Raw genomic sequence first — 24,451 nt, 5'->3', positions numbered from 1 at the left:
CCCCGTACGCTTCCGGCCGTGAGGTCGGTAGCCCTGGTCACCCTCGGGTGCGTCCGCAACGAGGTCGACTCCGAGGAGCTCGCCGGCCGCCTGGCCGCCGCCGGCTGGCGCCTGGAGGACGACCCGGCGGCCGCCGACGTCGCCGTCGTCAACACCTGCGGGTTCGTGGAGCAGGCGAAGAAGGACTCCGTCGACGTGCTGCTCGACGTCACCGAGCTGCGCGACGACGAGGCCTCGCGCACCCAGGCCGTCGTCGCGGTCGGCTGCATGTCCGAGCGCTACGGCAGGGACCTCGCGCAGGAGCTGCCCGAGGTCGACGCCGTGCTCGGGTTCGACTCCTACGCGGACCTGTCCACCCACCTCGACGGGATCCTGCACGGCGAGCGGCCGGCCTCCCACGTGCCCCGCGACCGCCGCGCGCTGCTGCCGGTCAGCCCCGCCAAGCGGCAGGCCGCCGCCCGCGCGGGCGCCGTGGCCCTGCCCGGCCTCGGCGAGCTGAGCGGCACGCAGCTGGAGAAGGTGCCCGGCTCCGGCCCGCCCGTGGTCCGCGCCCGCCTCGGCAGCGCCCCCTGGGCGCCGCTGAAGCTGGCCTCGGGCTGCGACCGGCGCTGCGCCTTCTGCGCCATCCCCGCCTTCCGCGGCTCCTTCGTCTCCCGGCCGCCTGCCGACGTGCTCACCGAGGCGCGCTGGCTGGCCGAGCAGGGCGTCAAGGAGGTCTTCCTCGTCTCGGAGAACTCCACCTCCTACGGCAAGGACCTCGGCGACCTGCGCGCGCTGGAGTCCCTGCTCCCGCAGCTCGCGGCCGTGGACGGGCTGGAGCGGGTGCGCGTCAGCTACCTGCAGCCCGCCGAGGTGCGCCCCGGGCTGCTCGAGGCCATCGCGGGCACCCCCGGCGTCGTGCCCTACTTCGACCTGTCGTTCCAGCACTCCGCGCCCGCGCTGCTGCGCCGGATGCGCCGCTTCGGCGGCACCGAGGAGTTCCTCGCCCTGCTCGAGCGGGTCCGCGCGCTGGCACCCGAGGCCGGGGTGCGCTCCAACGTCATCGTCGGCTTCCCGGGGGAGGCCGAGGACGACGTCGCCGAGCTCGAGCGCTTCCTCGAGGCCGCCCGCCTCGACGTCGTCGGGGTGTTCGGCTACTCCGACGAGGACGGCACCGAGGCCGCTCGCCTGGACGGCAAGCTCGAGGACGACGTCGTGGCCGAGCGCGTCGACCGGGTCTCCCGGCTCGTGGAGGCCCTCGTCGACGAGCGCGCCGCGCAGCGCGTCGGCCAGCCGGACACCGTGCTCGTGGAGGAGCACGACGACGACGGCGAGCGGGTGCACGCCGTCGGGCGCACCGGCTTCCAGGGGCCCGACGTCGACGGCACCACCCGCCTCGAGCTGGCCGTCGGCGAGCCCCTGCCGCCGGTGGGCGCGCTGGTGCCGGTGGTCGTCACGGCCAGCGAGGGCGTCGACCTCGTCGCGCGGCCGCGGTGAGCACGCCCGCCCAGCCGGCCCAGCCGGCGCGCGTCAGCGCCTGGAACATCGCCAACTACCTCACGGTGCTGCGCATCGTGCTGGTCCCGCTGGTGGTCTGGCTGCTGCTGGCCCGCGACGGTGACGACGCGTGGTTCCGCCTGGGCGCCTTCGCGGCGTTCGCGGCGGCCAGCATCACCGACAAGGTCGACGGCGACATCGCCCGCGCCCGCGGGCTCGTCACCGACTTCGGCAAGATCGCCGACCCCATCGCCGACAAGCTGCTGCTCGGCGCGGTCTTCATCGGCCTGTCGCTGCTCGGCGAGGTCTGGTGGTGGGTGACCGTGGTCATCCTCGTGCGCGAGGTGGGCATCACCCTGCTGCGCTTCGTGGTGATCCGCTACGGCGTCATCGCGGCCTCCCCGGGCGGCAAGCTCAAGACGGCGCTGCAGGTCGCCGCGGCGGGCCTGCTGCTCCTGCCGTGGGCGTCCTGGCTGTCGGGCACCGCCCTCGACGTCGTCCAGGGCGCGCTGCTCGTCCTCGTGCTGGCCTCGGCGGCCGTGACGCTGCTCACGGGCGTCGACTACCTCGTGCGCGCCCACCGCCTCGTGCAGGGCGGCCGGCGTGGCTGAGCCGTCGCCCGCCGAGCGGGTCGTCGGCCAGCTGCGCGACGCGCACCTGACCGTGGCCACCGCGGAGTCCCTCACCGCGGGTCTGGTCAGCGCCCGCCTGGCCGACGTGCCCGGCGCCTCCGACGTGCTGCGCGGCGGGGTGGTCTCCTACGCCACCGGGGTCAAGGCCTCGGTGCTCGGCGTGCCCGCCGACCTCCTCGAGCGGACGGGGCCGGTGCACCGCGCCGTCGCCGAGGCCATGGCCGCCGGCGCCGCCCGGCTGCTCGGGGCCGACGTCGGGGTGGCGACCACGGGCGTGGCCGGTCCCGGCCCGCACGACGGCCACCCGGCCGGCACGGTGGTCGTGGCCGTCAGCACGGCGTCAGGCCTGGCCGCCGAGGTGCTGCGCCTGCCCGGAGACCGCGCCGCGGTGCGCGAGGGCGCCGTGCGCGGCGCCCTGGACCTGCTCGCGCGGGTGCTCACCGACCGTGAGGAACGCGGCGGCCCCTCCGGGCGTTGAGAGCAGTGATGACCAGCACCTCGGTCCGCCGTCCCCCGACCCGCCGTCCCGTCTCCAGCCGCCCGCCCTCGGCCCCCACGGGGTATCGTGGTCTCTCGGCGTCACCGCCGACGACGGACGGGAGGCGCCAGGTGCCACTGCTGCGACGCGAGATCGGCGACGTGCTGCGCTCCGCCCGCCAGCAGCAGGGCCGCACCCTGCGCGAGGTCTCCGGCGCCGCGCGCGTCTCCCTGGGCTACCTCTCCGAGGTGGAGCGGGGCCAGAAGGAGGCCTCCAGCGAGCTGCTGTCCTCCATCTGCGACGCCCTCGCCGTGCCGATGTCCACGGTGCTGCGGGCCGTCAGCGACAGGGTCGCAGCCGCCGAGGCGGTCTCGGCGCCCGTCACCGCGGCGGCCCCTGTGGTGGCCACGGTGCCCGTCCCGGTGGGCGACCTCGGCATCCCGCCGGTGGTCATCACCCGCGACGGCCTGGTCAGCGCCGCCTGACGGGTCCCTGCCGGACAGCGCCCAGCGGCGCCTGCGGGGCGCCGTCGTCCGTGGGGGTCGGTCCCGGCTGGCAGCGGGGGCAGTAGAACGCCGTCCGCTCCTCGGGCGCGCGGCCGATGGGGGCCACGCGCACCGCAGCGCCGCAGCGGTGGCACGGCAGCCCGGAGCGGGCGTGGACGTTGCGCTGCGACCCGTGAGCGACGTCGCGCGTCCCGGCCAGCAGCATCCGCCGCTCCAGCTCCACCAGCGCCCTCAGGCCCTGCTCGCCGAGGTGCCCGGCCGGTGTCCAGGGCGAGACCCCGCGCAGGAAGAGCGCCTCGGCCATGAAGTAGGTGCCCACGCCGGCCAGGACGCGCTGGTCGAGCAGCGCCTCGCCCACGGGCCGCTCCGGGCGCGCGAGCAGGGAGGTCACCACCTGCTCGACGGCCTGCGGGCCCCAGCCCGGGCCGAGCACGTCGGGCCCGAGGTGCCCGACCAGCCGCGCCTCGTCGGCGGTGGGCACCAGGTCGAGCATCCCGAGCCGGTGGCCGACGGCGGTCCACGCGGCGTTGGCCAGCACGGCGCGCACGCCGTGCGCGGCCCGCGCGGTGCGCCACGGCCGCCCGGTGGCGTGCACGTGCCAGGAGCCCTCCATGCGCAGGTGGCTGTGCAGGGTCAGCGGCGCGCCGCCTGCTCCTGCGCCCACCCGGACCAGCAGGTGCTTGCCGCGGCTGACCACCTCGCGCACGTCCCGGCCGGTCAGGCCCACCGTGGCCAGAGACGGCCAGCGCAGGTCGCTGGTGACCAGCACCCTTCCGGCGAGCGCGGCGTGCAGGCGGTGGGCGGAGCGCCAGACGACGTCGCCCTCAGGCACGCACGTCGCCGCACTGCCGCAGGACGGTGGCCACCTCGGCGGTCAGCGCGTCGAGCACCGCGGCCACGCCGTCGGCGCCGCGGGCCGCCAGCCCCCACCAGGCGGGCCTGCCGACGAAGACGGCCCGGGCGCCCTGGGACAGCGCCCACGCGACGGCGCCGCCGGAGCGGACGCCGGAGTCGGCGTAGACCTCCACGGCCGGGTCGACGGAGCGCACCGCCGCGACGACGCCGGGCAGGGCCGCGGCCGACGTGACCGACTCCCCGAGGCGGCGCCCGCCGTGGGTGCTGACCACCACGCCGGCGGCGCCGGCCTGCGCGCAGGCGCGCGCGTCGTCGGGGTGCAGCACGCCCTTGACCACCACGGGCAGCCCGGAGCGCTCCGCCAGCCAGCCGATCGTGGTGAGGTCGACGTCCAGGGCGGGAGCGGCCGCGCCCGCCTCCCGGTCGGCGAGGTCGTCGCCGGTCAGCGCGGTGAGGCGCTCGCGGCCCGGGCCGGCGGGCCACGCGGTGGGCTCGATGCTCGCCGCCTGCGGGTCGGGCTGGGTCAGGGCCGTGGTGTCGACGGTGAGCACCAGCGCGCTCGCCCCGGCGGCGGCGGCGCGCTCCACGAGCAGCGCCGTCAGGGACCTGTCGCGCAGCACGTAGACCTGGTACCACCACGGCGCCCCGGCGGCCTGCACGGCCTCGAAGGGGACGGCGGTGTTGGTGGAGACGCCGAGCAGCGAGCCCGCCGCCGCGACGGCGCGGGCCGCCTCCGCCTCGCCCCGCGGGTGGGCGGCCACCTGCTGGGCCATCGGCGCCAGCAGCACGGGGGTGCGCAGCGGGGTCCCGAGCACCGTGGTGGCCGTGAGCTCGGCGTCGCTGGGCGCGCTGCCCTGCAGGACCCGCGGCACGAGCCGGGCGGCCGCCCACGCGGCCAGGCCCTCGGCGTGGCACTGCCCGGCGCCGGCGGTGGCGGCGACGTAGCCGGCCACGTGGGCGGGCAGCACCGCCCTCGCCTCCGCCTCGAGCCTCTCGAACAGCGCGGCCGCCGCCGTGGTCGCCGCCGCCGTGGTCGTGGTGGTCGCCGTCGTGGTCGGGGTCATCACCCGAGCACCTCCTCGCAGACGCGGAGCAGCCGCTCCCTCAGCGGGGCCGCCGCGGCCGCCAGCTCGCGCTGGGCGGCGGCGTAGGCGGCCTTGCCCTCCCGGGTCTCGATGCGCAGGGCCGTCAGGCCCGAGCCCGAGACGTCGTAGGGGGAGGCGCGCATGTCGACCTCGCGGGCGGCCCGCGCGGCCTCGAAGCAGTCCAGGAGCAGGTTCCCGGGGCAGGCCGGGCCGAGGGCGGTGGCGTGGCGCAGCACGTCCATGGTCACGTGGACGCACCCCGGCTGGTCGAGCTGCGCCTGCGTCTCGCGGGTGGGCACCAGGGCGTTGCGCGGTGCGGCGTCGGGGGTGAAGAAGCGGTGGGCGTCCACGTGGCTGCAGCGCAGCGGGTGCGCCTCCACCACGGCGTCCGTGCCGGCCTGGCCCAGGCGCAGCGGCAGCGCGTGCCGGCGACCGCGCGGGCTCGCCCCGCCGGTGCTGGCCCCGCCCACAGCACCCCCGGCGCGGTACACCATCGCCCACTCGTGCAGCCCGAAGCACCCCAGGTGGGGCGCCCGCCCCCGCAGCGCGGCCAGCAGGCGGCGGCTGGTCGCCAGCGCCGGCCCCCGGTCGGCGACGAGGGCCGCGGCGTCCAGGCCCACGGCGCCGCCGCCGAGGTCGGCGTACCAGCGCCACCCCCGGTGCGGTGCGTCGTCGGCGTCGACCAGGACCGTCCCGGCACCGGGGTGCCAGCGGCGCAGCTGCCCGGGGCGCAGGGAGTAGTAGTCGTAGAGGAAGTCGTCCACGGCGTCGGTCCGGCCGCGCGAGCGGCGCTCCCGGCGGCCCGCGGTGAGCGCGTCGGCGCGGGCCGCGTGCTCCGCGCAGCGCTCGCGCCAGTCCGCCAGCTCCTGGGTCACCACCACGCCTGGGTCACCACCACGTCACGGTCACCGCCACGGCACGAGCATCACACGCGGCCGCCGAGCAGCGCGCCCTGCGAGGCCGCCAGGTGCTCGTGCACGGCGACCGGGCCCCGCTCGCGGACCGCGCGCAGGTAGGAGCGGTGCTCGTCGACCAGGCCGGCGGGTGAGCGGTGCAGCTGCAGGTGGGCCGTGAACAGGCGCACCTCCGCCCCCAGGGCGGCGGCGGCCTCGGTCAGGCGGGGCGAGCCGGCGGCGGCGACCAGCGCCTCGTGCAGCGCGGCGTGCTCGCGCAGCACCGCCAGCGGGTCGGCGGCGGCTGCCGCGACGGCGCGCTCGAGGGCCAGCGCCCGCTCCTCCAGCAGGGCCACGACGGCCGGCGGCCAGTCCGGTCCCCAGCGCTCGCGCAGGAGCCTGACCGCCTCGCTCTCCACGGCGCGCCGCAGGTCCTGCAGCGACCTCACGTCGTCGTCGTCGAGGGAGGCGACCCTCACCCCGGCGAAGGGGGCGGCGCTGGCCAGCCGCTCGGCCACCAGGGCGGCCAGGGCGGTCCGGACGGTGTGGCGGCTGGCGGCGTGCTCGGTGGCCAGCGCCTCCTCCCGCAGCGGGGTGCCGGGGGGCAGGTCCCCGGACAGGACCCGGTCGCGCAGGGCGACCAGGAGGTCGTCGGCGCGGCGGGGGCTCACGCCGGCACCCCGGTGCGGCGGCGCGCCGGTGCGGCGAGGACGGCCAGCCCGGTGGCGATGAGCAGCAGCGCCGCGGTCTGCAGGGCGCCCAGGTGCTCGCCGAGGACCACCAGGCCCAGCAGCGTGGCCGTGAGGGGCTCGGCGAGGGTCAGCGTGGCGACGGTGGGGGCGGCCAGGTGCCGCAGCCCGGCGGAGAAGAGCGCGTAGGCCACCGCCGTGGTGACCACCCCCAGCCACAGCACGGCGGCGAGCCCGCCCGCGCCCGCCGGTGCCCCGGTCACCGCCAGCACCGGGAGGCTGAGCAGCGCGGCCAGCCCGAAGACGGCGCCGACGCTGCCCAGCGAGCTCCAGCCGGCGTCGAGCAGGCGCTTCACGGCCAGGGTGTAGACGGCGTAGCTGGCGCCGGCGCCCACGGACGCGGCCAGCCCCAGGGGCGTCGCGCCGCCGCTGGCCCCGGAGCCCGCCGCGAGCGCCACCAGCCCGGCGACGGCCACGGCGGTGGCGGCGGCCCACCGCCGGCCCGGCCGAGCGCCGGTGAGCAGCCAGGCCAGCAGCCCGGTGACCAGCGGGGCGGACCCGAGGGCGACGACCGTGCCGACCGCGACGCCGCTGGAGCGGGTGCCGGCGAAGAACAGCGGCTGGTAGGCGACCACGCCCAGCGCCCCCACGGCCACCACGCCCAGCAGGCGCGGCGGGAGCGAGAGCGCGGGCAGCGCGCCCCGCCGCAGGAGCGGCCCCGCCGCGACCGCCGCGAGCAGCGCCCCGCCCAGGGCGATGCGGGCCGCGCCGACGGCCAGGGGAGGGGCCTCGGGGGCGCCGAGGGCCACCGCGGTGCCGGTCGAGCCGAAGCAGACGGCCGACAGCAGCACCAGCACGACGGGCCGCACCGAGGAGCTCACGCAGCGATTGTTACACAATCCGTCCGCGTGCTCGGGGTCCCCGGCGGGCGCGCAGGCGCAGGACCGCCACGGCGACGCCCCCGACGAGCGCGACCAGAGCGGCCAGCACGAGCACCGGGGCCAGCAGGGCGGACAGGCTGAGCGCCAGGCTGGCGCCGTCCTCCAGCGTGGAGGCCACCGGCGCGCCGGTGCCCACCGTCGTCGCGTTGACGGCGGCGCGCCCGGCGGACTTCGCCACCGTGACGACCAGCGCCACCACCGCGCCGAGCGCCACCGCCCACCACTCGCCGCCGCCCGTCGTCCCCGCGGCCCCGGCGGTCCCGGCGCCGGCGCCGACGGCGATCCCGCCGGCCGCGGGGCGCACCAGGGCGCCCAGGACGTCGTTGAGGTGGTCGACGCCGGGCACCTTGTCGGCCACGACCTCCACGAGCAGGAGCACGGCCAGCACCGCCAGGGCCACCGGGTCCGACAGCCACGACCACGCCTCCGGCAGGTGCACGAGGTCGGTGGTGCGCGCGAGGGCGCCGAGCAGCAGCAGCGGCAGGTAGGCGTTCAGGCCCGCCGCTGAGGCCAGCCCGAGCCCGACGAGCAGCTCCACGGCCCCATCATCCGCGCCCACCCCGCGTCCGTCGTGTCGGGACGGGGCGCCCGCTCCCACCGCTGGCCCAGGCCTCGGCGCGCACGGCCCAGGTCTCAGGCGCGCACTCGCAGTCCCCGCGGGGCGGCCGTGAAGCCCGCCGCCTCCAACGCCGCGGCGAGCGGTGAGGAACCTGGGGTGAGCACCCCGGCTCCGTCGGCCTTCTCCACGGTCAGCCGCCCCAGGGCGCCGTCGCGGACGGCCAGGGCCAGGGCGTCGGCCCCGGCCTGCAGCGCCTCGGGCTCCTCGGTGAAGGAGAGCAGCGTCCGTCCGCCGCGCTCGACGTAGAGCACCAGCTCGCCGTCCAGCAGCACGACCAGGGCCCCGGCCTTGCGCCCCGGGCGGTGCCCCGCGCCGCCGGCCTCCCCGCGCTCGCCGCGCTCGCCGCGCTCGGGCCACGGCAGTGCGGCGCCGTAGGGGTTGGCGGGGTCGGCGGCGGCCAGCACCACCGTGCGGGGACGGTCGGCCTCGGCGGAGCCCGGCGCTCCGGGCGCCACGGAGCGGCCCTGCCAGTCGCCGCGGCCGATGGTCGACAGCGGGCGCGACGCCGCGCGCAGCCGGTCCACCGCCCCGGTCGAGGCGAACTGCGAGGCGCCCAGCCCCTCGACGAAGTAGCCGCGGCGCACGCGCCCTGCCTCCTCCATGGCGGCCAGCACCCGGTAGACGGCGGCGAAGCCGCCGGGCAGGCGCTCGGAGGCGACCGCGCCGCGGGTCAGGACGCCGTGCCGGTCCAGCAGCACCTCGGCGGTCACCGAGGCGCGCACCGTCGGGTCGGGCTCGAGCTCGGGCAGCAGCGACCACCGGCCCACCGTGCTCGGCGGCCCGGTCCGCGGCGCGCCGCCGAACCCGCCACCGGCGCTGCCCGGGCGCCCCAGCCCGCCGCCGGCCCGACCGAGACCGCCGTAGCGCGAGCCCGTGCGCCCGTAGCGCGAGCGGGGCGCGGCCCGCGGCCCCTTGTGCGCCGTCTTGCCCCCCGCCAGGCGGGCGCGCAGCGGTGCCAGGGTGTCGTTGGTGGCGTACCCGCCCCAGGCGAGGTCCCACAGGACCCGCTCGAGGGTGGCGTCGTCCACCCCGCCCTCCTCGGTGGCCTCCAGCGCCGAGGCCACCGACCGGAAGAAGTGCGCCCCGCCGCTGCCCAGCACCTCGAGCACGGCGCGGTGGACGTCGGTGAGCTCGAGGGCGTCGTCGGGCAGCGCGAGGGTCACGGGTGCGGCGTCGGCGGTGTGCAGCGAGACCCACCCGTCGTCGCCGGGCAGGGAGCCGTGGCCCTGCCAGACGACCTCGCCGGCGGCCGTCAGCTCGTCGAGCAGCGAGCGGGAGTACCGCTCCACGCGCACCGGGAGGACCAGGGACTCCAGGGCGCTGGCCGGGACGACGGCGCCGGCCAACTGCTCCACGGCGCGCAGCACGCCGTCGGCGCCGCGCAGCCGGGAGCCGACCTGCTGCCAGGCGGGCAGGAAGCGGGCGAGGTCGCGCGGGGGCACCGGCTCGACCTCCGAGCGCAGCGCCGCGAGCGAGCGGCGGCGCAGCAGGCGCAGCACCTCGGCGTCGCACCAGTCGGGCGTCCCGCCGGGGTCGGTGGCCAGCGCGCCGTCGAGGGCCAGGCGCACCTCGGGCGGCAGGAGGTCGCCCGAGACCACGCGCCCGGACGCGGACAGGCGGCGCAGGGCGTCGACGACGACGGCCACGCCCGTCCCCAGCCGCGCCGCCACGGTCGCCGCGGTGAAGGGCACGTGCGAGCGCGCCCAGCGCGAGACGAGGTCGGCCACCGGGTCGGGCACCGGCGCGAGGAAGGCCTCCGGCACGCCGACCGGCAGAGCCGCGCCGAGCGCGTCGCGCAGGCGGCCGGCGTCCTCCACGGCCGCCCACCGCTCCTGGCCGGCGATGCGCACCCGGATGACGCGGCGGGCGCCCTCGAGCTCGACCAGCCAGGCGCCGGCCTCCTCCGGGGCGCTCGAGCGCGCGGCGACCTCCGCGGTGCTCTGCGGCCCGAGCACGCGCAGGAGGTCGGCGACGTCCTCCGCGTCCCGGCACCGGCGGTCCTCCGCGAGGCGCTGCAGCTCGGCCTGGGTGCGCGTCAGCTGCTCGGGGTCGAGCAGGTCGGCCAGGGAGGCGCCGTCGCCGCGGCCCAGCAGCTCGGCGAGCAGGGTGGGGTCCAGGGACAGCGCCGCCGCGCGCTTCTCGGCCAGGGGCGTGTCGCCCTCGTAGAGGAACTGCGCGACGTACCCGAACAGCAGCGACCTCGCGAAGGGCGAGGGCTGCTCGGTGGTCACCTGCACCACGCGCACCGCCCCGGAGCGCAGGTCGCGCAGGAGCGCCTCCAGGCCCGGCACGTCGAAGACGTCGGAGAGCACCTCGCGCGCCGTCTCCAGCACCACCGGGAAGGACGGGTAGCGGCTGGCGACCTCCAGCAGCTGCGCGGCCCGCTGCCGCTGCTGCCACAGCGGCGTGCGCCGGTCGGGACGGCGGCGGGGCAGCAGCAGGGAGCGCGCCGCGCACTCGCGGAAGCGGCTGGCGAACAGCGCCGAGCCGCCCAGCTCGGCGGTGACCAGCGCCTCGACGTCCTCGGGGTCGACCAGGACGGCCTCCAGCACGTCCGGCGGTTCGCTGCGCGCGGTCAGGTCGCCGTCCCAGTCCGGCGAGAGGAGGTCGAGGTCGGGCAGGCGCAGCACGATGCCCTCGTCGGAGGACATCGCCTGCGCGTCCAGGCCGAACCGCTCCCGCAGCCGCGCCGCCAGGGCCAGCGCCCACGGCGCGTGCAGCTGGGCGCCGAAGGGGGAGTGGACCACCACGCGCCAGTCGCCCAGCTCGTCGCGGAAGCGCTCCACGACGATCGTGCGGTCGTCGGGCAGGTGGCCGGTGGTCTCGCGCTGCTCGGTCAGGTAGGCGTGCAGGTTGTCGGCGGCCCACTCGTCCAGGCCGGCGGCGACCGCGCGCTCGCGGGCGGCGTCGTCGTCGAGGGCACCGACCTCGCGGGTGAAGGCGCCGATCGCGCGCCCCAGCTCGTAGGGGCGGCCCACGGCCTCGCCGTGCCAGAACGGCAGCTTGCCGGGCACCCCGGGGGCTGGCGTGACGAGCACCCGGTCGTGGGTGATGTCCTCGATCCGCCACGTGGAGGTGCCCAGGGTGAAGACGTCGCCGACGCGCGACTCGTAGACCATCTCCTCGTCGAGCTCGCCGACGCGGCGGCCCGGACCCTCGCCGGAGGCGAGGAAGACCCCGTACAGGCCGCGGTCGGGGATGGTGCCGCCGCTGGTGACCGCGAGGCGCTGCGCGCCGGGCCGGCCGGTGAGGACGCCGGTGGTGCGGTCCCACACGATGCGCGGGCGCAGCTCGGCGAACTCCTCGCTGGGGTAGCGCCCCGCCAGCATGTCGAGCACCGCCTCGAGCACCCCGCGGGTCAGCCCGGAGAAGGGGGCGGCGCGGCGGACCAGGCGCTCGAGCTCGTCGACGGTGACCTCGTCGAGGGCGGTGATCGCCACCACCTGCTGGGCGAGGACGTCGAGCGGGCTCGCCGGCACCTTGAGCGCCTCGATGCCGCCCGTGCGCATGCGCTCGGTGACCACGGCGGTCTGGACGAGGTCGCTGCGGTGCTGGGGGAACAGCACGCCGCGGCTGGTGGCGCCGACCTGGTGCCCGGCGCGGCCGACGCGCTGCAGCCCGGAGGCCACCGACGGCGGGGACCCCACCTGGACCACGAGGTCGACCGCGCCCATGTCGATGCCCAGCTCGAGGCTGGAGGTGGCGACGACGGCGGGCAGCCGGCCGGCCTTGAGGTCCTCCTCGATGAGCGTGCGCTGCTCGCGGCTGACCGACCCGTGGTGGGCGCGGGCGAGCACGGGCGCATCGGCCGGCAGGCCCTTGGTCTGGCCGGCCTGGGCCATCACCTCGGCGGGTGCGCGGCGCGCTGCAGGGCGCTGAGCAGCGTCGTCGTGGTCGTCCTCACCCTCGACCTCAGCCTCAGGGTCAGGGGCGTTCCGCTCCGCCCACACCTCGTTGAGGCGGGTGGTGAGGCGCTCGGCCACCCGGCGGGAGTTGGCGAAGACGATGGTGGAGCGGTGCGCGGCCACGAGGTCGACCACGCGCTCCTCGACCGCGGGCCAGATGGAGCGGCGCTGCGGCTCGCCGGCCGCCAGCCCCGTGAGGTCCTCCTCGGAGCGCTGGCCCAGCTCTCCCATGTCGGGGACCGCGACGACCACCGAGAGGTCCCACGACTTCGCCGACGGCGGCTGGACGATGGTGACCGGGCGCCCGCCGTCCTCCCCGACGGCCCGCGCGCCCGCGAGGAACCGGGCGACCTCCTCCACCGGGCGGACCGTGGCGGACAGCCCGATCCGCTGGGCGGGGGCCCCGCCGCCGGCCTCCAGCAGCGCGTCGAGCCGCTCGAGGGTGAGGGCGAGGTGCGCGCCGCGCTTGGTGCCCGCCACGGCGTGCACCTCGTCGAGGATCACCGTCTCCACGCCCCCGAGGACCTCGCGGGCCTTGGACGTCAGCAGGAGGAAGAGGCTCTCCGGCGTGGTGATGAGCACGTCCGGGGGGCGCCGGGTGAAGGCCCGCCGCTCGTCGGCCGGGGTGTCGCCGGAGCGGATGGCCACGCTCACCTCCGGCACGGGGGCTCCGAGGCGCTGGGCGGCGTAGCCGATGCCGAGCAGCGGGGAGCGCAGGTTGCGCTCGACGTCGGTGGCCAGCGCCTTCAGCGGGGAGACGTAGACGACGCGCGTGCGCCGCAGCGGGTCTTCCGGGCGGCCCTGCACGGCCAGCCGGTCGAGGGCCCACAGGAAGGCCGACAGCGTCTTGCCCGAGCCGGTCGGGGCGACGACGAGGGCGTGGTCGCCGCTGGAGACCGCCCGCCAGGCGCCCTCCTGCGCGGCGGTCGGGCGCTCGAAGGCTCCGCGGAACCAGTCGCGGGTGGGTTCGGAGAAGCGCTCCAGCACGTCCTCGGCAGGCACCTCACCCATGCCCTGGATGGTCGCACCGACCACCGACAGCGGCCCGTCAGCGCTGCTCGGACGGCTGCTCGGACGGCTGCTCGGACGGCTGCTCGGACGGCTGCTCGGGCGGTCGCAGTGTCAGGTCCTCGCGCAGCGTCAGGCCCCTGGGGCCGCCGCCGGCCTCGTGGACCTGACACTGCGCGAGGACCAGCAGACCTGGCGCTGCGGGCGGTGGGGCTCAGGCGGGGGGCGGCAGCAGACCGCGCGACATCGCCACCGTGACCGCGGCGGTCCTGTCGTCCACGCCCAGCTTGGTGAAGACGCGCAGCAGGTGGCTCTTCACCGTCGCCTCCCCGATGAACAGCTCCGCCGCGATGCGGGGGTTGCTCAGCCCGCGGGCCACGCACGCCAGCACCTGCGTCTCGCGGGCGGTCAGCCGCTCGGCGGCGGGCTCGCGCACCCTGCTCAGCAGCCTGGCGGCCACCGGCGGCGCCAGCACGGTCTCCCCGCGGGCGGCGCGGCGGACGGCGTCGGTCAGGGCCGCGCGCGGGGCGTCCTTGAGCAGGTAGCCGGTGGCGCCGGCCTCCACGGCGCGCAGGATGTCGGCGTCGGTGTCGTACGTGGTCAGCACGAGCACCCGCGCGCCCGGGTGGGCAGCGCGCAGGCGGGTGGTGGCGCTCACGCCGTCCACCCCCGGCATCCGCAGGTCCATGAGCACCACGTCGGGGTGGTGGGCCTCGTAGGCCGCGAGGACGCCGTCGCCGTCGCCGACCTCGGCGACCACGGTGAGGTCGGCCTCGGCGGACAGCAGCGCCACGATGCCGGCGCGGACCACGGGGTGGTCGTCGACGACGACCAGGCGCAGCGGCTCGGTGGCGGCGGCGGAGCTCATGCGGGCACCCTGACGCGCAGGACGCACCCGGCGCCACCGTCGGCGCGCTGCTCCAGGGCGGCGGAGCCGCCCACCTGCGCGGCGCGGGCCGCCATGGCGGCCAGCCCGTACCCGGTGCGGGGGCCGTGCCCCGCGTCAGCGCGCCCTCCGCCGGCCGGCCCTCCGCCGGCCAGCCCCGTGCCGTCGTCGGTGACGGTGAGCTCCACCCCCTCGACGTCGACCGCCAGCGCCAGCGCGGCGCGGGTGGCGGCGCCGTGGCGGCGGGCGTTGGCCAGCCCCTCCTGCGCGGCCCGCAGCAGCACCACCTCAGCCTCCGGGGCCAGCGGCGGCAGGCGGGCCGGCAGGTCGAGGTCCACGGCGGTGCCCTCCTGGGCGGTGGTGCGGGCGGCGAGGCGCTGCAGGGCGCCGACCAGCCGCGCCTCGGGCTCGGAGGCGGCCAGGTCGGGCGGGGCCTGGGCGGCGACGATGGCGCGGGCCTCGGCGAGGTTGGCCCGGGCGGTGGCCTCGATGAGCTCCAGGCGCTCGCGGGTCTCGCCGTCCCGGGCGGCCTGCGCGAGCGCCACGATGCTGAGGAACCCCTGCGCGAGGGTGTCGTGGATCTCCGCGGCCATCCGCTCGCGCTCGGCGAGGACCCCGCGGGCGTGCTCGGCGGTGGCCAGCTCGGCGCGGGTGGCGGTCAGCTGGGCCAGCAGCGAGGCCCGCTGCTCGCTCTCGCGCACCAGCCCCGTGATCCACAGGCCCAGGACGATGGCGGCCGCGGCCTGCAGGAAGGCGGTGACCAGCGCCTCCGGCACCGCGGCGACCGCCCACCCCGACCGCGCCACCTGCACCAGCCCGAGCGCCGCGGGCACGGCGACGACGACCACGACGGCCGGGGTCCGCCGCGTCGTCATCGCCCAGGCCTGGGGGAAGAGCACGAACAGCGGCGCCAGCGCGACGCCAGGGCCGAGGGCGGTGGCGAGCACGACCAGGCAGGCGCCGGTCCCGGCGGTGTAGAGGGTGTAGCGCGCCAGGGAGCGCCCCTCGCGCAGCAGGCCGGTCCCGACGAGGAGGTACAGCACCGCCGCCGCCGTAAGGGCCCCGACGCCGGTCAGCCGCGCGGCGAGCGGCGCGCCGGACAGCGCGAGCACGGCGACGGCCGTGACGGCCAGCACGCCGTACCACGCGGCGTGCCAGCCGACCCGGCTGCGCTCCCAGTAGTCCACCGGCGCGGTCACGGGCGGGTCAGCCGTCGCCGCGGCGGCGCCAGCGGAAGGTGGTCCGGCACAGCACCAGCCCGAGCACCGTCCAGCCGGCCAGCACCAGGGCCACCAGGCCGAGCTGCCAGGAGCCCGCGGGCTCGGCCGCCGCCATCGAGGCGGGCAGCAGGGCCGCCCGGAAGCCCTCGGCCATCCACTTCAGCGGGAAGAGGGCCGCGACGTCCTGCATCCACCCGGGCAGCTGGCTGTAGACGAAGAACACCCCGGAGATGAACTGGAGCACGAGGACGACGGGCGCCGTCACGGCGCTCGCCGACCTGCCGGTGCGGGGGACGCTGGAGTAGGCGATGCCCAGCAGGGTCCCGGCCGCGGCGCCGAGCACGGTGACCCAGGCCAGCGTCCACCACTGCTGCGGACCGGCGGGCAGGTCGACGTCGAAGAGCAGGTGCGCCGCGGCCAGCAGCACCGCCATCTGCACCGCGCCGGTGACGACGACGAGGCCCACCTTGCCCAGGAAGTACGCCGCCGGCGGCATGGGCGTGCCCTCCAGGCGCTTGAGCAGGCCGTCGTCGCGCTCCACGGCGATGGAGATGGCCAGGGACTGGAAGCTCACCAGCAGCACCCCGGAGGCCGCCATCCCGGCGGTGAAGTACTGCGTGAAGCTCACGCCCGGCGCCACGTCACCGGAGAACACCGACCCGAAGATGAACAGGAAGATGATCGGGAAGAACACGTTGAAGATGAGGGCGTCCCAGGAGCGGGTCAGCTCCTTGAGCTCCACCACCGTGCGCGCCAGCGACGTGCGCGCCAGGAAGGCGGGGGAGCGGAAGGCCGCCGGGTCGGCGCCGCGCCGGGTGCGTGCGGGGGCGGGCGCCGTCGTCGTCGGGGTCGTGGTCACCAGGCCACCTCGCTGGTCGTCGGGCTGCTCTCCGGGCTGCTCTCCGGGCTGCTCTGCGGGTCGGTCGCCGGGCTGGTCCGGCTGATGAGGGACAGGTAGGCGTCCTCCAGGGTCGGGCGGTGGACGCTGAGGCCGTCGAGCTCGCCCGCCTCGGCGTGCAGGCGGGCCACGAGGGCGGCAGGCTCGGCGGTCAGCTCGGTGCGCCAGGCCCCGCCGGCGTCGCGCCAGCGCACCGTGGCAGCGGCCCTGTCGCGCCCGCCCAGCGTCGCGGGGGTGCCGCTGGCGACGATCCGCCCGCCGTCGATGACGGCGAGGGAGTCGGCGAGCACCTCGACCTCGTCGAGGTAGTGGGTGGTCAGCAGGATCGTCGTGCCGTCGGCCGCGAGCAGCTGCACGAGGGCCCAGAACTCGCGGCGCGCCTCGGGGTCGAAGCCGGTGGTCGGCTCGTCGAGGAAGAGCAGCTCGGGGTCCCCCACGATGCCCAGGGCGACGTCGAGGCGGCGGCGCCGCCCGCCGGACAGGGCGCTGGCGCGGGTGCGGGCGTCGTCGGCCAGGCCGACCCTCTCCACGACCTCCTCGGGGCGCCGCGGGTGGGGGTAGAAGGTGGCGAACTGCCGCACCACCTCGGTCACGGTGAGGTCGGACAGGTCGCGCGTCGACTGCGCGACGATGCCGATCCGGCTGCGCCACGCGGGGGTCGGCCGGCCGGGGTCCACGCCCAGCACGCTGACCCGGCCCGAGGTGCGCGCCCGGTAGCCCTCGAGCACCTCCACCGTGGTCGACTTGCCGGCCCCGTTGGGCCCGAGGAGGGCGAAGACCTGACCGGCGGGGACCTCGAAGGTGACGCCGTCGACGGCGCGCTTGGCGCCGTAGTGCTTGTGCAGGTCGCTGACCCGCACGGCTGGCTCGTCGCTCATGGCAGGAGCCTGCCGCGTGCGGCGCCCGTCGCGGCAGAGGCCGCCGGTGGGTCGTGGCCTCCACCGACCGGTGGAGGCGCAGGGTCAGACGAGGACGCGCTCGCGGGTGCGGGTGGGGGTGAGGCGTCCGGTGCGGGCGGCCCAGACCTCGAAGACCACGGTGAACAGCGGCGGGACGCTGCAGACGAGCGCCGTCAGCAGGGTGCCCCAGCTCCAGCGCAGCGCGCGCCACGCGAGCACCGCGAGGACGAGGTAGGCGACGAAGGCCGCGCCGTGGAGCGGGCCGAACACCTGCACGCCCACCTCGGTGGTGTCGGTGGCCAGGTACTTGAGGTACATGCCGGTGAGAAGGCCCACCCACGTGAGGGCCTCGACGACGGCGACCGTGGTGAAGGCCCGCAGGACCAGGCGCTGGCGGCTCGTCAGGACTCCGGTGGCAGGCACCCGGTGATCCCACCACGCCCGGGCCGCTGCTCGGCCAGCGCGCCGGGGTGCGCGTGGCGAGCCTCACCGCTGACGGGGGGATGATGGGCGGGATGCGCCACAGCGAGTTCTGGCAGCTGGCCGACGCCGTGTTCGGCCCCGAGTACGCCCGGTCCCTGGCGTCCGACATCGTGCTCAGCGACCTCGGGGGCCGCTCTCCGGTGCAGGCCCTCGACGACGGGGTCCCGCCGCGCGACGTGTGGGCGGCGCTGTGCGAGGCGCAGGACGTCCCGGAGGACCGCCGCTGGATCGACACCCGTGAGGCGAACCGCCGCCGGCGCTAGGGCTGGGCGGGCTTGCGGGCCTGCAGGGTGAAGCTCAGCGGCACGCGGTCGGCGGCGTCGCCGGGCAGCGCCCACTCGCCAGCCCCGTCGGCAGGGGGCAGCTCGACCATGTGGTCCACCGCCTTCCACGGGACGCTGCGGTGCTCGGTCAGCCCGGTGACCTGCAGGCCGGCGTCCAGCACCGCGGTGACGAGCTCACCCAGGCCGTGGTTCCACTCGGCGCTGCGGGTGTGGGTGAAGGCGTGGTCGGTCTCGACGTAGGAGCCCGGCTCGTCCCACACGGTCGGCTCGGCGCGCTCGAACCACGGGTGGGCCAGGACCAGCTCGCCGTCGGCGCGGTCGGTGTCGAGCGCCAGCAGGGCGGGGTGGGCGTCGCGCACGTGCAGGCGCCCGCCCGGTGCCAGCAGGTCGGCCACCAGCCGCGCCCAGTCGGCGGCGCGCGGCAGCCAGCACAGGGCGCCGACGCCGGTGTAGACGAGGTCGTAGCGACCCGCCCCCACCGCGGCGAGGACGGCGGCGCCGTCGCTGACGTCCGCGCGGTGGTAGTCGACCTCCGCTCCGGCCCGGGCGGCCAGCGCGCCCGCCTGCTCCAGCGCGGCGGGGGAGAAGTCGACGCCGGTCATCCGAGCGCCGAGCCGCGCCAGCGAGAGCGTGTCGGTGCCGAGGTGGCACTGCAGGTGGACGCCGCGCAGGCCGGCCACGTCACCGAGGCGCGGGACGTCGAACCTCACGACGTCGGAGATCTTCGCCCGGTCCTCGACGTAGTCCTCCAGCCGGTACCCCGTGCCCGGGGCGGCGTGGGCGACGGCCCGCTCGTCCCAGCCGGCGAGGTTGAGGTCCACCGCAGCGCGCTCGTCCACGCCCCTCATCCTTCCCGGTAGGCGTGCGACGGCAGGTGCCCGTCGCTCCAGTCGGAGCGCGGAGGCGGCGGGCGGTGGCCGTAGCCGTCCTCGATGACGTCGAGGACCACGAGGGCGACGACGACGAGGGCGGCGACGAGGGCGGCGAAGGCGAGCAGCGAGGTCATGTCCCGATGTTGACGTGCGTTGAGGATCGGCCACCAGTGGCAAGGACGCCACCTGCCGTCGACTTCCTGCCACGGCCCGTGGCAGCCTGGGTGCGTGCCGATCCGCGACGTCGCCGTCCTCGTCCTGCCCGGCGTGGCCCCCTTCGAGCTGGGCATCGTCTGCGAGCTGTTCGGCCAGGACCGCAGCGACGACGGCCTGCCGGTCTACGACCTCGCGCTGGTCACCGAGCACCCGGGCCCGGTGGGGACGAACCAGGGCTTCGCGCTGGTCGTGGAGCACGGGCTCGAGCGGATGGCGTCGGCCGACCTCGTGGTCACCACCCCGGTGCCGCGGGGGACGACGGCGAGCCCCGCGGTCGTCGAGGCGCTGCGCGCGGCGCACGCGCGGGGCGCGCAGTTCCTCGGGGCGTGCAGCGGCTCCTACGTGCTGGCCGACGCGGGACTCCTCGACGGGCGGCGCTGCACCACCCACTGGAAGTACGTGGACGACTTCGCGGCGCGCTTCCCCGCCGCCAGCGTGGACTGCGACGTCCTGTACGTCGAGGACGGCCCGGTCATCACCAGCGCCGGCTCCGCCGCCGCGATCGACGCCGGCCTGCACCTGCTGCGCCGCGAGCTGGGCGCCGCCGCCGTCGCCACCATCGCCCGCCGCATGGTGGTGCCGCCGCACCGCGACGGCGGGCAGGCGCAGTACGTCCCCGCCGCCGTGCCGCCCCCGGAGGCCTGCCCGGACGACGACCTCGCCGCCCTGCACGCGTGGGCGCTGGAGCACCTCGCGGAGGACCTGTCGGTGGAGCGCCTCGCCGCGCACGCGCGGATGTCGCCGCGCACCCTCGCGAGGCGCTTCACCGACGCCTCCGGCACGTCGCCGGCGGCCTGGGTGGCGCGGATGCGCCTGCAGCGCGCCCAGGAGCTGCTGGAGACCACCGACCTCCCGGTCGACGAGGTCGCCGCCGCGGTGGGGTGGGGCTCCGGCGCGGTGCTGCGGCACCACTTCGGCCGGCTGGGGACCACCCCGCTGGCCTACCGCCGCACCTTCGCCGGAGCCCGCTGAGGCGCCTCAGGCGCCGCCCTCGGTGAGCGTCACGGTGGCCGGGGTGAAGCCCGCGCCCACCACGTCGACGCCCTCGGCGGTCAGCGCCGCCAGCGCCGCCGTCACGTGCTCGTCGGTGTACGCGTCGCCGTCGGGCTCGGTGGTGATGACCGTGGCGCCGTCGGCGTTCTTCGTCTGCAGCGCCACCTGCACCGTCTGGTCCCACAGGGCCGTGTCGAACGACCCCACGCCCGCGGCGGGGGAGGGCCAGATGAGCTTGTTGACCTCGTTGACCTGCCACAGCTGGTGGCTGGCGCCCAGCGTGGAGCCGGCGGCCACGGTGATGTCCCGTGCGGCCTCCGGGTTGTCGCGCGCGTAGACCCAGCCCTTGAGGGAGGCCTTGACGAAGGCGGTGGTCTGGTCGGCGTAGGCGGGGTCGGACAGCTTCGCGGTGTTGGCCCAGATCGCGTCCTGGAGCATCGCGGTGCCCACCTCGTTCCAGTCCAGCGTGGTGAGGTCGCCGGGCTGGAACAGCTGCCCCGTGGCGGGGTTCACCGCCTCGAGCACCTGGGCGTACTCGTTGTAGGTCATGGCCTGCGCGGCGGCGATGTCGCCGGCGATGAAGGCGTTCATGTCGAACTGCTGCTGCACGAGCGTCACGTCCGTGGCCGGGTCCAGCCCGGCCTGGGTCATGGCCGCGAAGAGCTCGAACTCGTTGCCGAAGCCCCAGTTGCCGACCGTCTTGCCGCGCAGGTCCTCCACGCTGGAGATTCCCGCCGAGGCGAAGGACACCTGCCGCGTGCCGGAGCGCTGGAAGACCTGGGCGACGTCGGTGATGCCGGCGCCCTGCTCGCGGCTGGCCAGCGCCTTCGGCACCCACGCGATGGCGTAGTCGGCCTGCCCCTGCGCGAGGACGCTCTGCGGGACGATGTCGGTGCCGCCGTCGACGATGGTCACGTCGAGGCCCTCGTCCTCGTAGTAGCCCTGGTCCAGGGCGGCCAGGTACCCGGCGAACTGCGCCTGCTTGAACCACTGCAGCTGCAGCGTCACGGGCCTCAGGCCTCCCGGGGACGAGCTGCCGCCGCCCGCGGCGGCGCTCGTGCCGGCGGTGTCGGCGGTGCCGCAGGAGGCGAGCGCCCCCGCACCGGCCGCCGCGAGGGCGCCGGTGAGCAGGGAGCGGCGGGTGATGAGGCGGGTCATGGTGTCCTCCGGTTCCAGGGGGTGGTGAGGCGCTCGGCCGCCAGGGCGGCCGCGTAGAAGAGCAGGCCCAGGGCGCACGCGGCGGCCACGTACGCCCACGCCCGCGGGTAGGCGCTGTTGGCCGCGGCGGAGGTGATCCGCGAGCCCAGGCCCGACTGCAGGCCGCCGAAGTACTCCGCGACCACGGCGGCGATGACGGCACCCGCCGCGGCCAGGCGCAGCCCGGTGAAGACGTGCGGCAGCGCGCCGGGCAGGGTGACCGTCCGCGTGGCGGCCCAGCCGCTGGCCGCGCAGGCCCGCAGCAGGTCGGCGTGCACCGGGGCGACCGCCTGCAGGCCGCGCAGCGCGTTGACGAACACCGGCACGAAGACGACGACGGTGACCACCAGCCGGCGCGGCAGCTCGCTGGTCGCGCCGAACATCGTCGCGAAGATCGGCGCCAGCGCCACGATCGGCAGCGCCGCCGCCACCGCCGCCAGCGGCACCAGCGTGCTGCGCAGCCAGCCGAGGCGCGCCGCGAGCGCCGCCGCGGCCAGCGCGAGGGCGCTGCCGGCGACCAGCCCCCACAGCGCGTTCGCGCCGGTGGCCAGCGCCGCGGCGACCACCTGCGGCAGCACCAGCCGGAGCGCGTCGGCGATGGCCAGGGGGCCGGGGAGCACGAACGGAGCCACCCGCCCCACCGTGACCAGCGCCTGCCACCCCACCAGGACGACGACGGCGACGACCACGGGCGCCAGCAGGCGCCTCACCGGACCGCCGCCCTGCCGCGGAGCGCCTCGCGGACCACCGTGGTGGCCGCGAAGAACTCCGGCGACTCCCGCACGTCCGTCGGCGTGCCCGTGGCGCGCAGCGGCAGGTCGACGTCGACGACGGCGGCGATCCGGCCGGGTCGCGGCGACATCACCACCACCCGGTCGGACAGGTACGCGGCCTCCGAGACCGAGTGCGTGACCAGCAGCACCGTCGTGCCCTCGCGGGCCCTGACGGCGAGCAGCTCGTCCTGCAGGCGCTCGCGCGTCATCTCGTCCAGCGCGCCGAACGGCTCGTCCATGAGCAGCAGCGCTGGCTTCGGGGCCAGCGCCCGGGCGATGGCCACCCGCTGCTGCATGCCGCCGGAGAGCTGGCTGGGCCGCTTCCCGGCGACGTCGGCGAGCCCCACCACCTCGAGCAGCTCCTCGGCGCGGGACCGGCGCTCGCGGGCGCCGACGCCGTGCAGCTCCAGCGGCAGCTCGACGTTGCGGACCACCGTGCGCCACTCCAGGAGGCCGGCCTGCTGGAAGGCGATGCCGTAGTCCTGCGCCTCGCGGGCGGCGCGCGCGCTCTTGCCGGCCACCCGCACCTCGCCCTGGCTGGGCGTGAGGAGGTCGGCGACGAGGCGCAGCAGCGTCGACTTGCCGCACCCGCTGGGGCCGATGAGCGTGACGAACTCGCCGGAGGCGACGGAGAGGCTGACGTCGGACAGCGCCGTCGTCGTCCCGAACCGCTGGGTGACGCCGCTGACCTCGACCATGGGCTCGCTCATGCGGGCCGTCCCCGGCGGAGCAGGACTCCGCTGAGCCTGTCCAGCAGCGCGACGACCCCGGCCGCCACCAGCCCCAGCACGGCGGCGCCGAGCACCGCGGCGTAGACGCGCGCGGGGGAGGAGGTGGCCTGCTGGGCGTACTCGATGACCAGCCTGCCGATGCCGCCGCGGCTTCCGGTGGAGATCTCCGCGACGATCGCGCCGACCACCGCACCGGCCGCGGCCAGCCGCAGCGAGGGCACCACGAACGGCACCGACGCGGGCAGGCGCAGGTGCACCAGCTCCTGGCGCCAGCTCGCGGCGCACGACGCGAACAGCTCGTTCTCCACGGCGCCGGGGGCGTGCAGGCCCCGCAGCATCCCCACGGCGACGGGGGAGAAGGACAGGAAGGCGCTGATGACGACGACGGACGCCTCCGGCGACCACGCCCAGGACCCGACGCGGACCACCCCGCCCCACCCGGCCACGAGCGGAGCCAGGGCGATGATCGGCACGGTCTGGCTCAGCACCACCCACGGCAGCAGCCCGGCCTCGAGCAGCCGCAGCCGCTGCATGAGCAGGGCGAGCACCCCGCCGACGAGCGCGCCGAGCAGCAGCCCCAGCAGCGCCAGGCGCAGCGAGGTGAGCGCGCCGGAGACCACGGCTGCGCCCACGGTCCGCGACCCCGCCACGCCCGCGACCTCCGGGGAGCCGAGGGTGGTGAGCACGGTCCACAGGTGCGGCATGGCGCGGTCGTCGGTGCGGGGGAGCAGCCGCGTGGTGCCGATCGCGGCGCCGTCCGCGGGGCCCAGCGCCTTGTAGGCCTCCCACGCGACGGCGAGGACGACGACGGCGGCCAGCACGGCCCCCGTCGAGCGCAGTGCGGGGCGGGCTCCTCGCGTCACAGGGCGCCCGCCGCCTCGACGACGTGGCTGCCGTAGGCGTCGACCACCGCGTCGGCGGCGTCGTGCTGGGCGTAGAGGGCGAACTGGTCGCAGCCCAGCTCGGCGAGCTCGGCCAGCCGCTCCAGCTGGGCGGAGGGCGGGCCGAGCACGCAGAACCTGTCCACGACGTCGTCGGGCACGAAGGCGGCGTGGGTGTTGCCGGCGCGGCCGTGCTGGGCGTAGTCGTACCCCTGGCGCGCGGCGATGTAGTCGGTGAGAGCGGACGGGACGCTCTGCCCACGTCCACCGTCACCGCCGTACTTGGCGACGATGTCCGCGACGTGGTTGCCGACCATGCCCCCGAACCAGCGCGTCTGCTCCCGGGCGTGCGCGAGCTGGGCGGCGGACCCGTCCGTGACGTACGCCGGGGCGGCCACGCAGAACCTGATCGACGCCGGGTCGCGCCCCGCGGCCTCGGCCGCCTCCCGGACGCGTCCGATGGTCCACGCGGCGATGGCGGGGTCGGCCAGCTGGAGGATGAAGCCGTCGGCCACCTCGCCGGTGAGCTGCAGCGCCTTGGGGCCGTACGCGGCCACCCACACCTCCACCGGCGGGGTGCCCTCGGGGACCCAGGGGAAGCTCACCGAGGTGGTCGCCTCGCCCTCGCCGCGGGTGACGGCGCCGCCGCCCGTGAGGGTCCTGATGGTCCGCACCGACTCGCGCAGCCCGGCGAGCGTGACGGGCTGGCCCTTGAGGGTGCGCACGGCCGAGTCGCCGCGCCCGATGCCGCAGACGACGCGGGGGCCGTGCATCTCCGCGAGCGTCGCGAAGGTGCTCGCCGTGACCGTGGAGTCGCGGGTAGCCGGGTTGGTGACCATCGGCCCGACGACGATCCGCTCGGTGGCCTCGAGCATCGTCGCCTGGATGACGTACGGCTCCTGCCACAGCACGTGGGAGTCGAACGTCCAGGCGTGGGAGAACCCGGCCTGCTCGGCGCGCACCGCGGCGGCGACCACGGCGCGGGCGGGCGGGTCGGTCTGGAAGACGACGCCGACGTCCATCAGCGCGCC

At 77.0% G+C, this 24,451-nt stretch carries 25 protein-coding genes; 6 read left to right on the top strand and 19 right to left on the bottom strand.

Annotated elements, in window-relative coordinates:
* Window positions 1-18 precede the first annotated feature (18 nt).
* From rimO to ACUN9U_RS07740, 4 genes are all read left to right on the top strand, one after another.
* Window positions 19-1,476 carry a 30S ribosomal protein S12 methylthiotransferase RimO gene (rimO, locus tag ACUN9U_RS07755; RefSeq protein ID WP_445484362.1) on the top strand — a complete coding sequence of 486 codons (1,458 nt, stop codon included), beginning with the start codon at window positions 19-21 and terminating at the stop codon, window positions 1,474-1,476.
* Window positions 1,473-2,087, top strand: coding sequence for a CDP-diacylglycerol--glycerol-3-phosphate 3-phosphatidyltransferase (gene pgsA / locus ACUN9U_RS07750; RefSeq protein ID WP_445484361.1), 615 nt, complete (start codon window positions 1,473-1,475; stop codon window positions 2,085-2,087). The genes rimO and pgsA overlap by 4 nt, the downstream gene beginning before the upstream one ends.
* Window positions 2,080-2,586, top strand: coding sequence for a CinA family protein (locus ACUN9U_RS07745; RefSeq protein ID WP_445484360.1), 507 nt, complete (start codon window positions 2,080-2,082; stop codon window positions 2,584-2,586). Before pgsA ends, ACUN9U_RS07745 begins: the two co-directional genes overlap by 8 nt.
* A 131-nt stretch (window positions 2,587-2,717) precedes the next feature.
* Entirely contained in the window at window positions 2,718-3,071 is a 354-nt protein-coding gene (locus tag ACUN9U_RS07740; RefSeq protein WP_445484359.1) for a helix-turn-helix domain-containing protein, read from the top strand.
* Here the strand turns inward: ACUN9U_RS07740 and ACUN9U_RS07735 are convergent.
* From ACUN9U_RS07735 to ACUN9U_RS07680, 12 genes are all read right to left on the bottom strand, one after another.
* A complete protein-coding gene (locus ACUN9U_RS07735; protein WP_445484358.1) occupies window positions 3,058-3,924 on the bottom strand; it encodes a DNA-formamidopyrimidine glycosylase family protein in 867 nt (288 codons plus the stop codon). The two genes, ACUN9U_RS07740 and ACUN9U_RS07735, sit on opposite strands and share 14 nt — an antisense overlap.
* Window positions 3,917-5,011 carry an alpha-hydroxy acid oxidase gene (locus ACUN9U_RS07730; protein ID WP_445484412.1) on the bottom strand — a complete coding sequence of 365 codons (1,095 nt, stop codon included), beginning with the start codon at window positions 5,009-5,011 and terminating at the stop codon, window positions 3,917-3,919. Before ACUN9U_RS07730 ends, ACUN9U_RS07735 begins: the two co-directional genes overlap by 8 nt.
* A complete protein-coding gene (locus ACUN9U_RS07725) occupies window positions 5,011-5,913 on the bottom strand; it encodes a 3-methyladenine DNA glycosylase (protein ID WP_445484357.1) in 903 nt (300 codons plus the stop codon). The genes ACUN9U_RS07730 and ACUN9U_RS07725 overlap by 1 nt, the downstream gene beginning before the upstream one ends.
* 44 nt (window positions 5,914-5,957) lie before the next feature.
* On the bottom strand, window positions 5,958-6,596 hold the full coding sequence (locus ACUN9U_RS07720) for a GntR family transcriptional regulator (protein WP_445484356.1): 639 nt from the start codon (window positions 6,594-6,596) through the stop codon (window positions 5,958-5,960).
* Entirely contained in the window at window positions 6,593-7,495 is a 903-nt protein-coding gene (locus ACUN9U_RS07715) for a DMT family transporter (protein WP_445484355.1), read from the bottom strand. The genes ACUN9U_RS07720 and ACUN9U_RS07715 overlap by 4 nt, the downstream gene beginning before the upstream one ends.
* A 10-nt stretch (window positions 7,496-7,505) precedes the next feature.
* Window positions 7,506-8,093, bottom strand: a complete 588-nt coding sequence (locus ACUN9U_RS07710) for a DUF4126 domain-containing protein (RefSeq protein WP_445484354.1) — start codon at window positions 8,091-8,093, stop codon at window positions 7,506-7,508.
* 95 nt (window positions 8,094-8,188) lie between these two features.
* The gene (locus ACUN9U_RS07705) at window positions 8,189-13,090 is read right to left on the bottom strand and encodes an ATP-dependent helicase (protein WP_445484353.1); all 4,902 of its coding nucleotides are present in this window, start codon (window positions 13,088-13,090) and stop codon (window positions 8,189-8,191) included.
* Between the two features lie 211 nt (window positions 13,091-13,301).
* Complete coding sequence (locus tag ACUN9U_RS07700) at window positions 13,302-13,955, bottom strand: response regulator (RefSeq protein WP_445484352.1); 654 nt, start codon at window positions 13,953-13,955, stop codon at window positions 13,302-13,304.
* Complete coding sequence (locus tag ACUN9U_RS07695) at window positions 13,952-15,172, bottom strand: sensor histidine kinase (RefSeq protein ID WP_445484351.1); 1,221 nt, start codon at window positions 15,170-15,172, stop codon at window positions 13,952-13,954. The genes ACUN9U_RS07700 and ACUN9U_RS07695 overlap by 4 nt, the downstream gene beginning before the upstream one ends.
* A gap of 7 nt (window positions 15,173-15,179) precedes the next feature.
* Window positions 15,180-16,055 carry an ABC transporter permease gene (locus tag ACUN9U_RS07690; protein ID WP_445484411.1) on the bottom strand — a complete coding sequence of 292 codons (876 nt, stop codon included), beginning with the start codon at window positions 16,053-16,055 and terminating at the stop codon, window positions 15,180-15,182.
* Entirely contained in the window at window positions 16,049-16,969 is a 921-nt protein-coding gene (locus tag ACUN9U_RS07685; RefSeq protein WP_445484350.1) for an ABC transporter ATP-binding protein, read from the bottom strand. The genes ACUN9U_RS07690 and ACUN9U_RS07685 overlap by 7 nt, the downstream gene beginning before the upstream one ends.
* 84 nt (window positions 16,970-17,053) lie before the next feature.
* Window positions 17,054-17,413: a DUF3817 domain-containing protein gene (locus tag ACUN9U_RS07680; protein WP_445484349.1), complete on the bottom strand. Its 360-nt coding sequence runs from the start codon at window positions 17,411-17,413 to the stop codon at window positions 17,054-17,056.
* Between the two features lie 92 nt (window positions 17,414-17,505).
* Between ACUN9U_RS07680 and ACUN9U_RS07675 the strand changes: the two genes are divergently transcribed.
* Window positions 17,506-17,736, top strand: coding sequence for a DUF3046 domain-containing protein (locus ACUN9U_RS07675; protein ID WP_445484348.1), 231 nt, complete (start codon window positions 17,506-17,508; stop codon window positions 17,734-17,736).
* Here ACUN9U_RS07675 and ACUN9U_RS07670 read toward each other — a convergent pair.
* Window positions 17,733-18,596, bottom strand: a complete 864-nt coding sequence (locus ACUN9U_RS07670) for a class I SAM-dependent methyltransferase (protein WP_445484347.1) — start codon at window positions 18,594-18,596, stop codon at window positions 17,733-17,735. The two genes, ACUN9U_RS07675 and ACUN9U_RS07670, sit on opposite strands and share 4 nt — an antisense overlap.
* Window positions 18,597-18,601: 5 nt before the next feature.
* On the bottom strand, window positions 18,602-18,763 hold the full coding sequence (locus ACUN9U_RS07665; protein ID WP_445484346.1) for a hypothetical protein: 162 nt from the start codon (window positions 18,761-18,763) through the stop codon (window positions 18,602-18,604).
* Window positions 18,764-18,863: 100 nt separating this feature from the next.
* Between ACUN9U_RS07665 and ACUN9U_RS07660 the strand changes: the two genes are divergently transcribed.
* Window positions 18,864-19,817 carry a GlxA family transcriptional regulator gene (locus tag ACUN9U_RS07660; RefSeq protein WP_445484410.1) on the top strand — a complete coding sequence of 318 codons (954 nt, stop codon included), beginning with the start codon at window positions 18,864-18,866 and terminating at the stop codon, window positions 19,815-19,817.
* A gap of 6 nt (window positions 19,818-19,823) precedes the next feature.
* On the opposite strand, the gene ACUN9U_RS07655 is transcribed toward ACUN9U_RS07660, so the two are convergent.
* From ACUN9U_RS07655 to ACUN9U_RS07635, 5 genes are read right to left on the bottom strand one after another with little or no spacing between them, the layout of a single operon-like run.
* Window positions 19,824-20,996 (bottom strand): ABC transporter substrate-binding protein, encoded by a 1,173-nt coding sequence (locus ACUN9U_RS07655; protein WP_445484345.1) that lies wholly within the window; start codon window positions 20,994-20,996, stop codon window positions 19,824-19,826.
* Entirely contained in the window at window positions 20,993-21,745 is a 753-nt protein-coding gene (locus ACUN9U_RS07650; protein ID WP_445484344.1) for an ABC transporter permease subunit, read from the bottom strand. Before ACUN9U_RS07650 ends, ACUN9U_RS07655 begins: the two co-directional genes overlap by 4 nt.
* Window positions 21,742-22,518: an ABC transporter ATP-binding protein gene (locus tag ACUN9U_RS07645; RefSeq protein ID WP_445484343.1), complete on the bottom strand. Its 777-nt coding sequence runs from the start codon at window positions 22,516-22,518 to the stop codon at window positions 21,742-21,744. Before ACUN9U_RS07645 ends, ACUN9U_RS07650 begins: the two co-directional genes overlap by 4 nt.
* Complete coding sequence (locus ACUN9U_RS07640) at window positions 22,515-23,402, bottom strand: ABC transporter permease (protein WP_445484342.1); 888 nt, start codon at window positions 23,400-23,402, stop codon at window positions 22,515-22,517. Before ACUN9U_RS07640 ends, ACUN9U_RS07645 begins: the two co-directional genes overlap by 4 nt.
* Window positions 23,399-24,442: a TIGR03842 family LLM class F420-dependent oxidoreductase gene (locus tag ACUN9U_RS07635; RefSeq protein WP_445484341.1), complete on the bottom strand. Its 1,044-nt coding sequence runs from the start codon at window positions 24,440-24,442 to the stop codon at window positions 23,399-23,401. The genes ACUN9U_RS07640 and ACUN9U_RS07635 overlap by 4 nt, the downstream gene beginning before the upstream one ends.
* Window positions 24,443-24,451 lie beyond the last annotated feature (9 nt).

This window comes from Quadrisphaera sp. KR29, from assembly GCF_052644995.1.
Note: the sequence above shows the minus strand (reverse complement) of the source record. Positions and strands in the feature narration are given on the sequence as shown.

Excerpts from the sequence above, each read along its gene's own strand:
- ACUN9U_RS07675 (WP_445484348.1), top strand. The coding sequence starts at position 17,506 with ATGCGCCACAGCGAGTTCTGGCAGCTGGCCGACGCCGTGTTCGGCCCC.
- ACUN9U_RS07700 (WP_445484352.1), bottom strand. The coding sequence starts at position 13,955 with ATGAGCTCCGCCGCCGCCACCGAGCCGCTGCGCCTGGTCGTCGTCGAC.
- ACUN9U_RS07730 (WP_445484412.1), bottom strand. The coding sequence starts at position 5,011 with ATGACCCCGACCACGACGGCGACCACCACGACCACGGCGGCGGCGACC.
- ACUN9U_RS07645 (WP_445484343.1), bottom strand. The coding sequence starts at position 22,518 with ATGAGCGAGCCCATGGTCGAGGTCAGCGGCGTCACCCAGCGGTTCGGG.
- ACUN9U_RS07635 (WP_445484341.1), bottom strand. The coding sequence starts at position 24,442 with ATGGACGTCGGCGTCGTCTTCCAGACCGACCCGCCCGCCCGCGCCGTG.
- ACUN9U_RS07685 (WP_445484350.1), bottom strand. The coding sequence starts at position 16,969 with ATGAGCGACGAGCCAGCCGTGCGGGTCAGCGACCTGCACAAGCACTAC.
- ACUN9U_RS07655 (WP_445484345.1), bottom strand. The coding sequence starts at position 20,996 with ATGACCCGCCTCATCACCCGCCGCTCCCTGCTCACCGGCGCCCTCGCG.
- ACUN9U_RS07665 (WP_445484346.1), bottom strand. The coding sequence starts at position 18,763 with ATGACCTCGCTGCTCGCCTTCGCCGCCCTCGTCGCCGCCCTCGTCGTC.
- ACUN9U_RS07705 (WP_445484353.1), bottom strand. The coding sequence starts at position 13,090 with ATGGGTGAGGTGCCTGCCGAGGACGTGCTGGAGCGCTTCTCCGAACCC.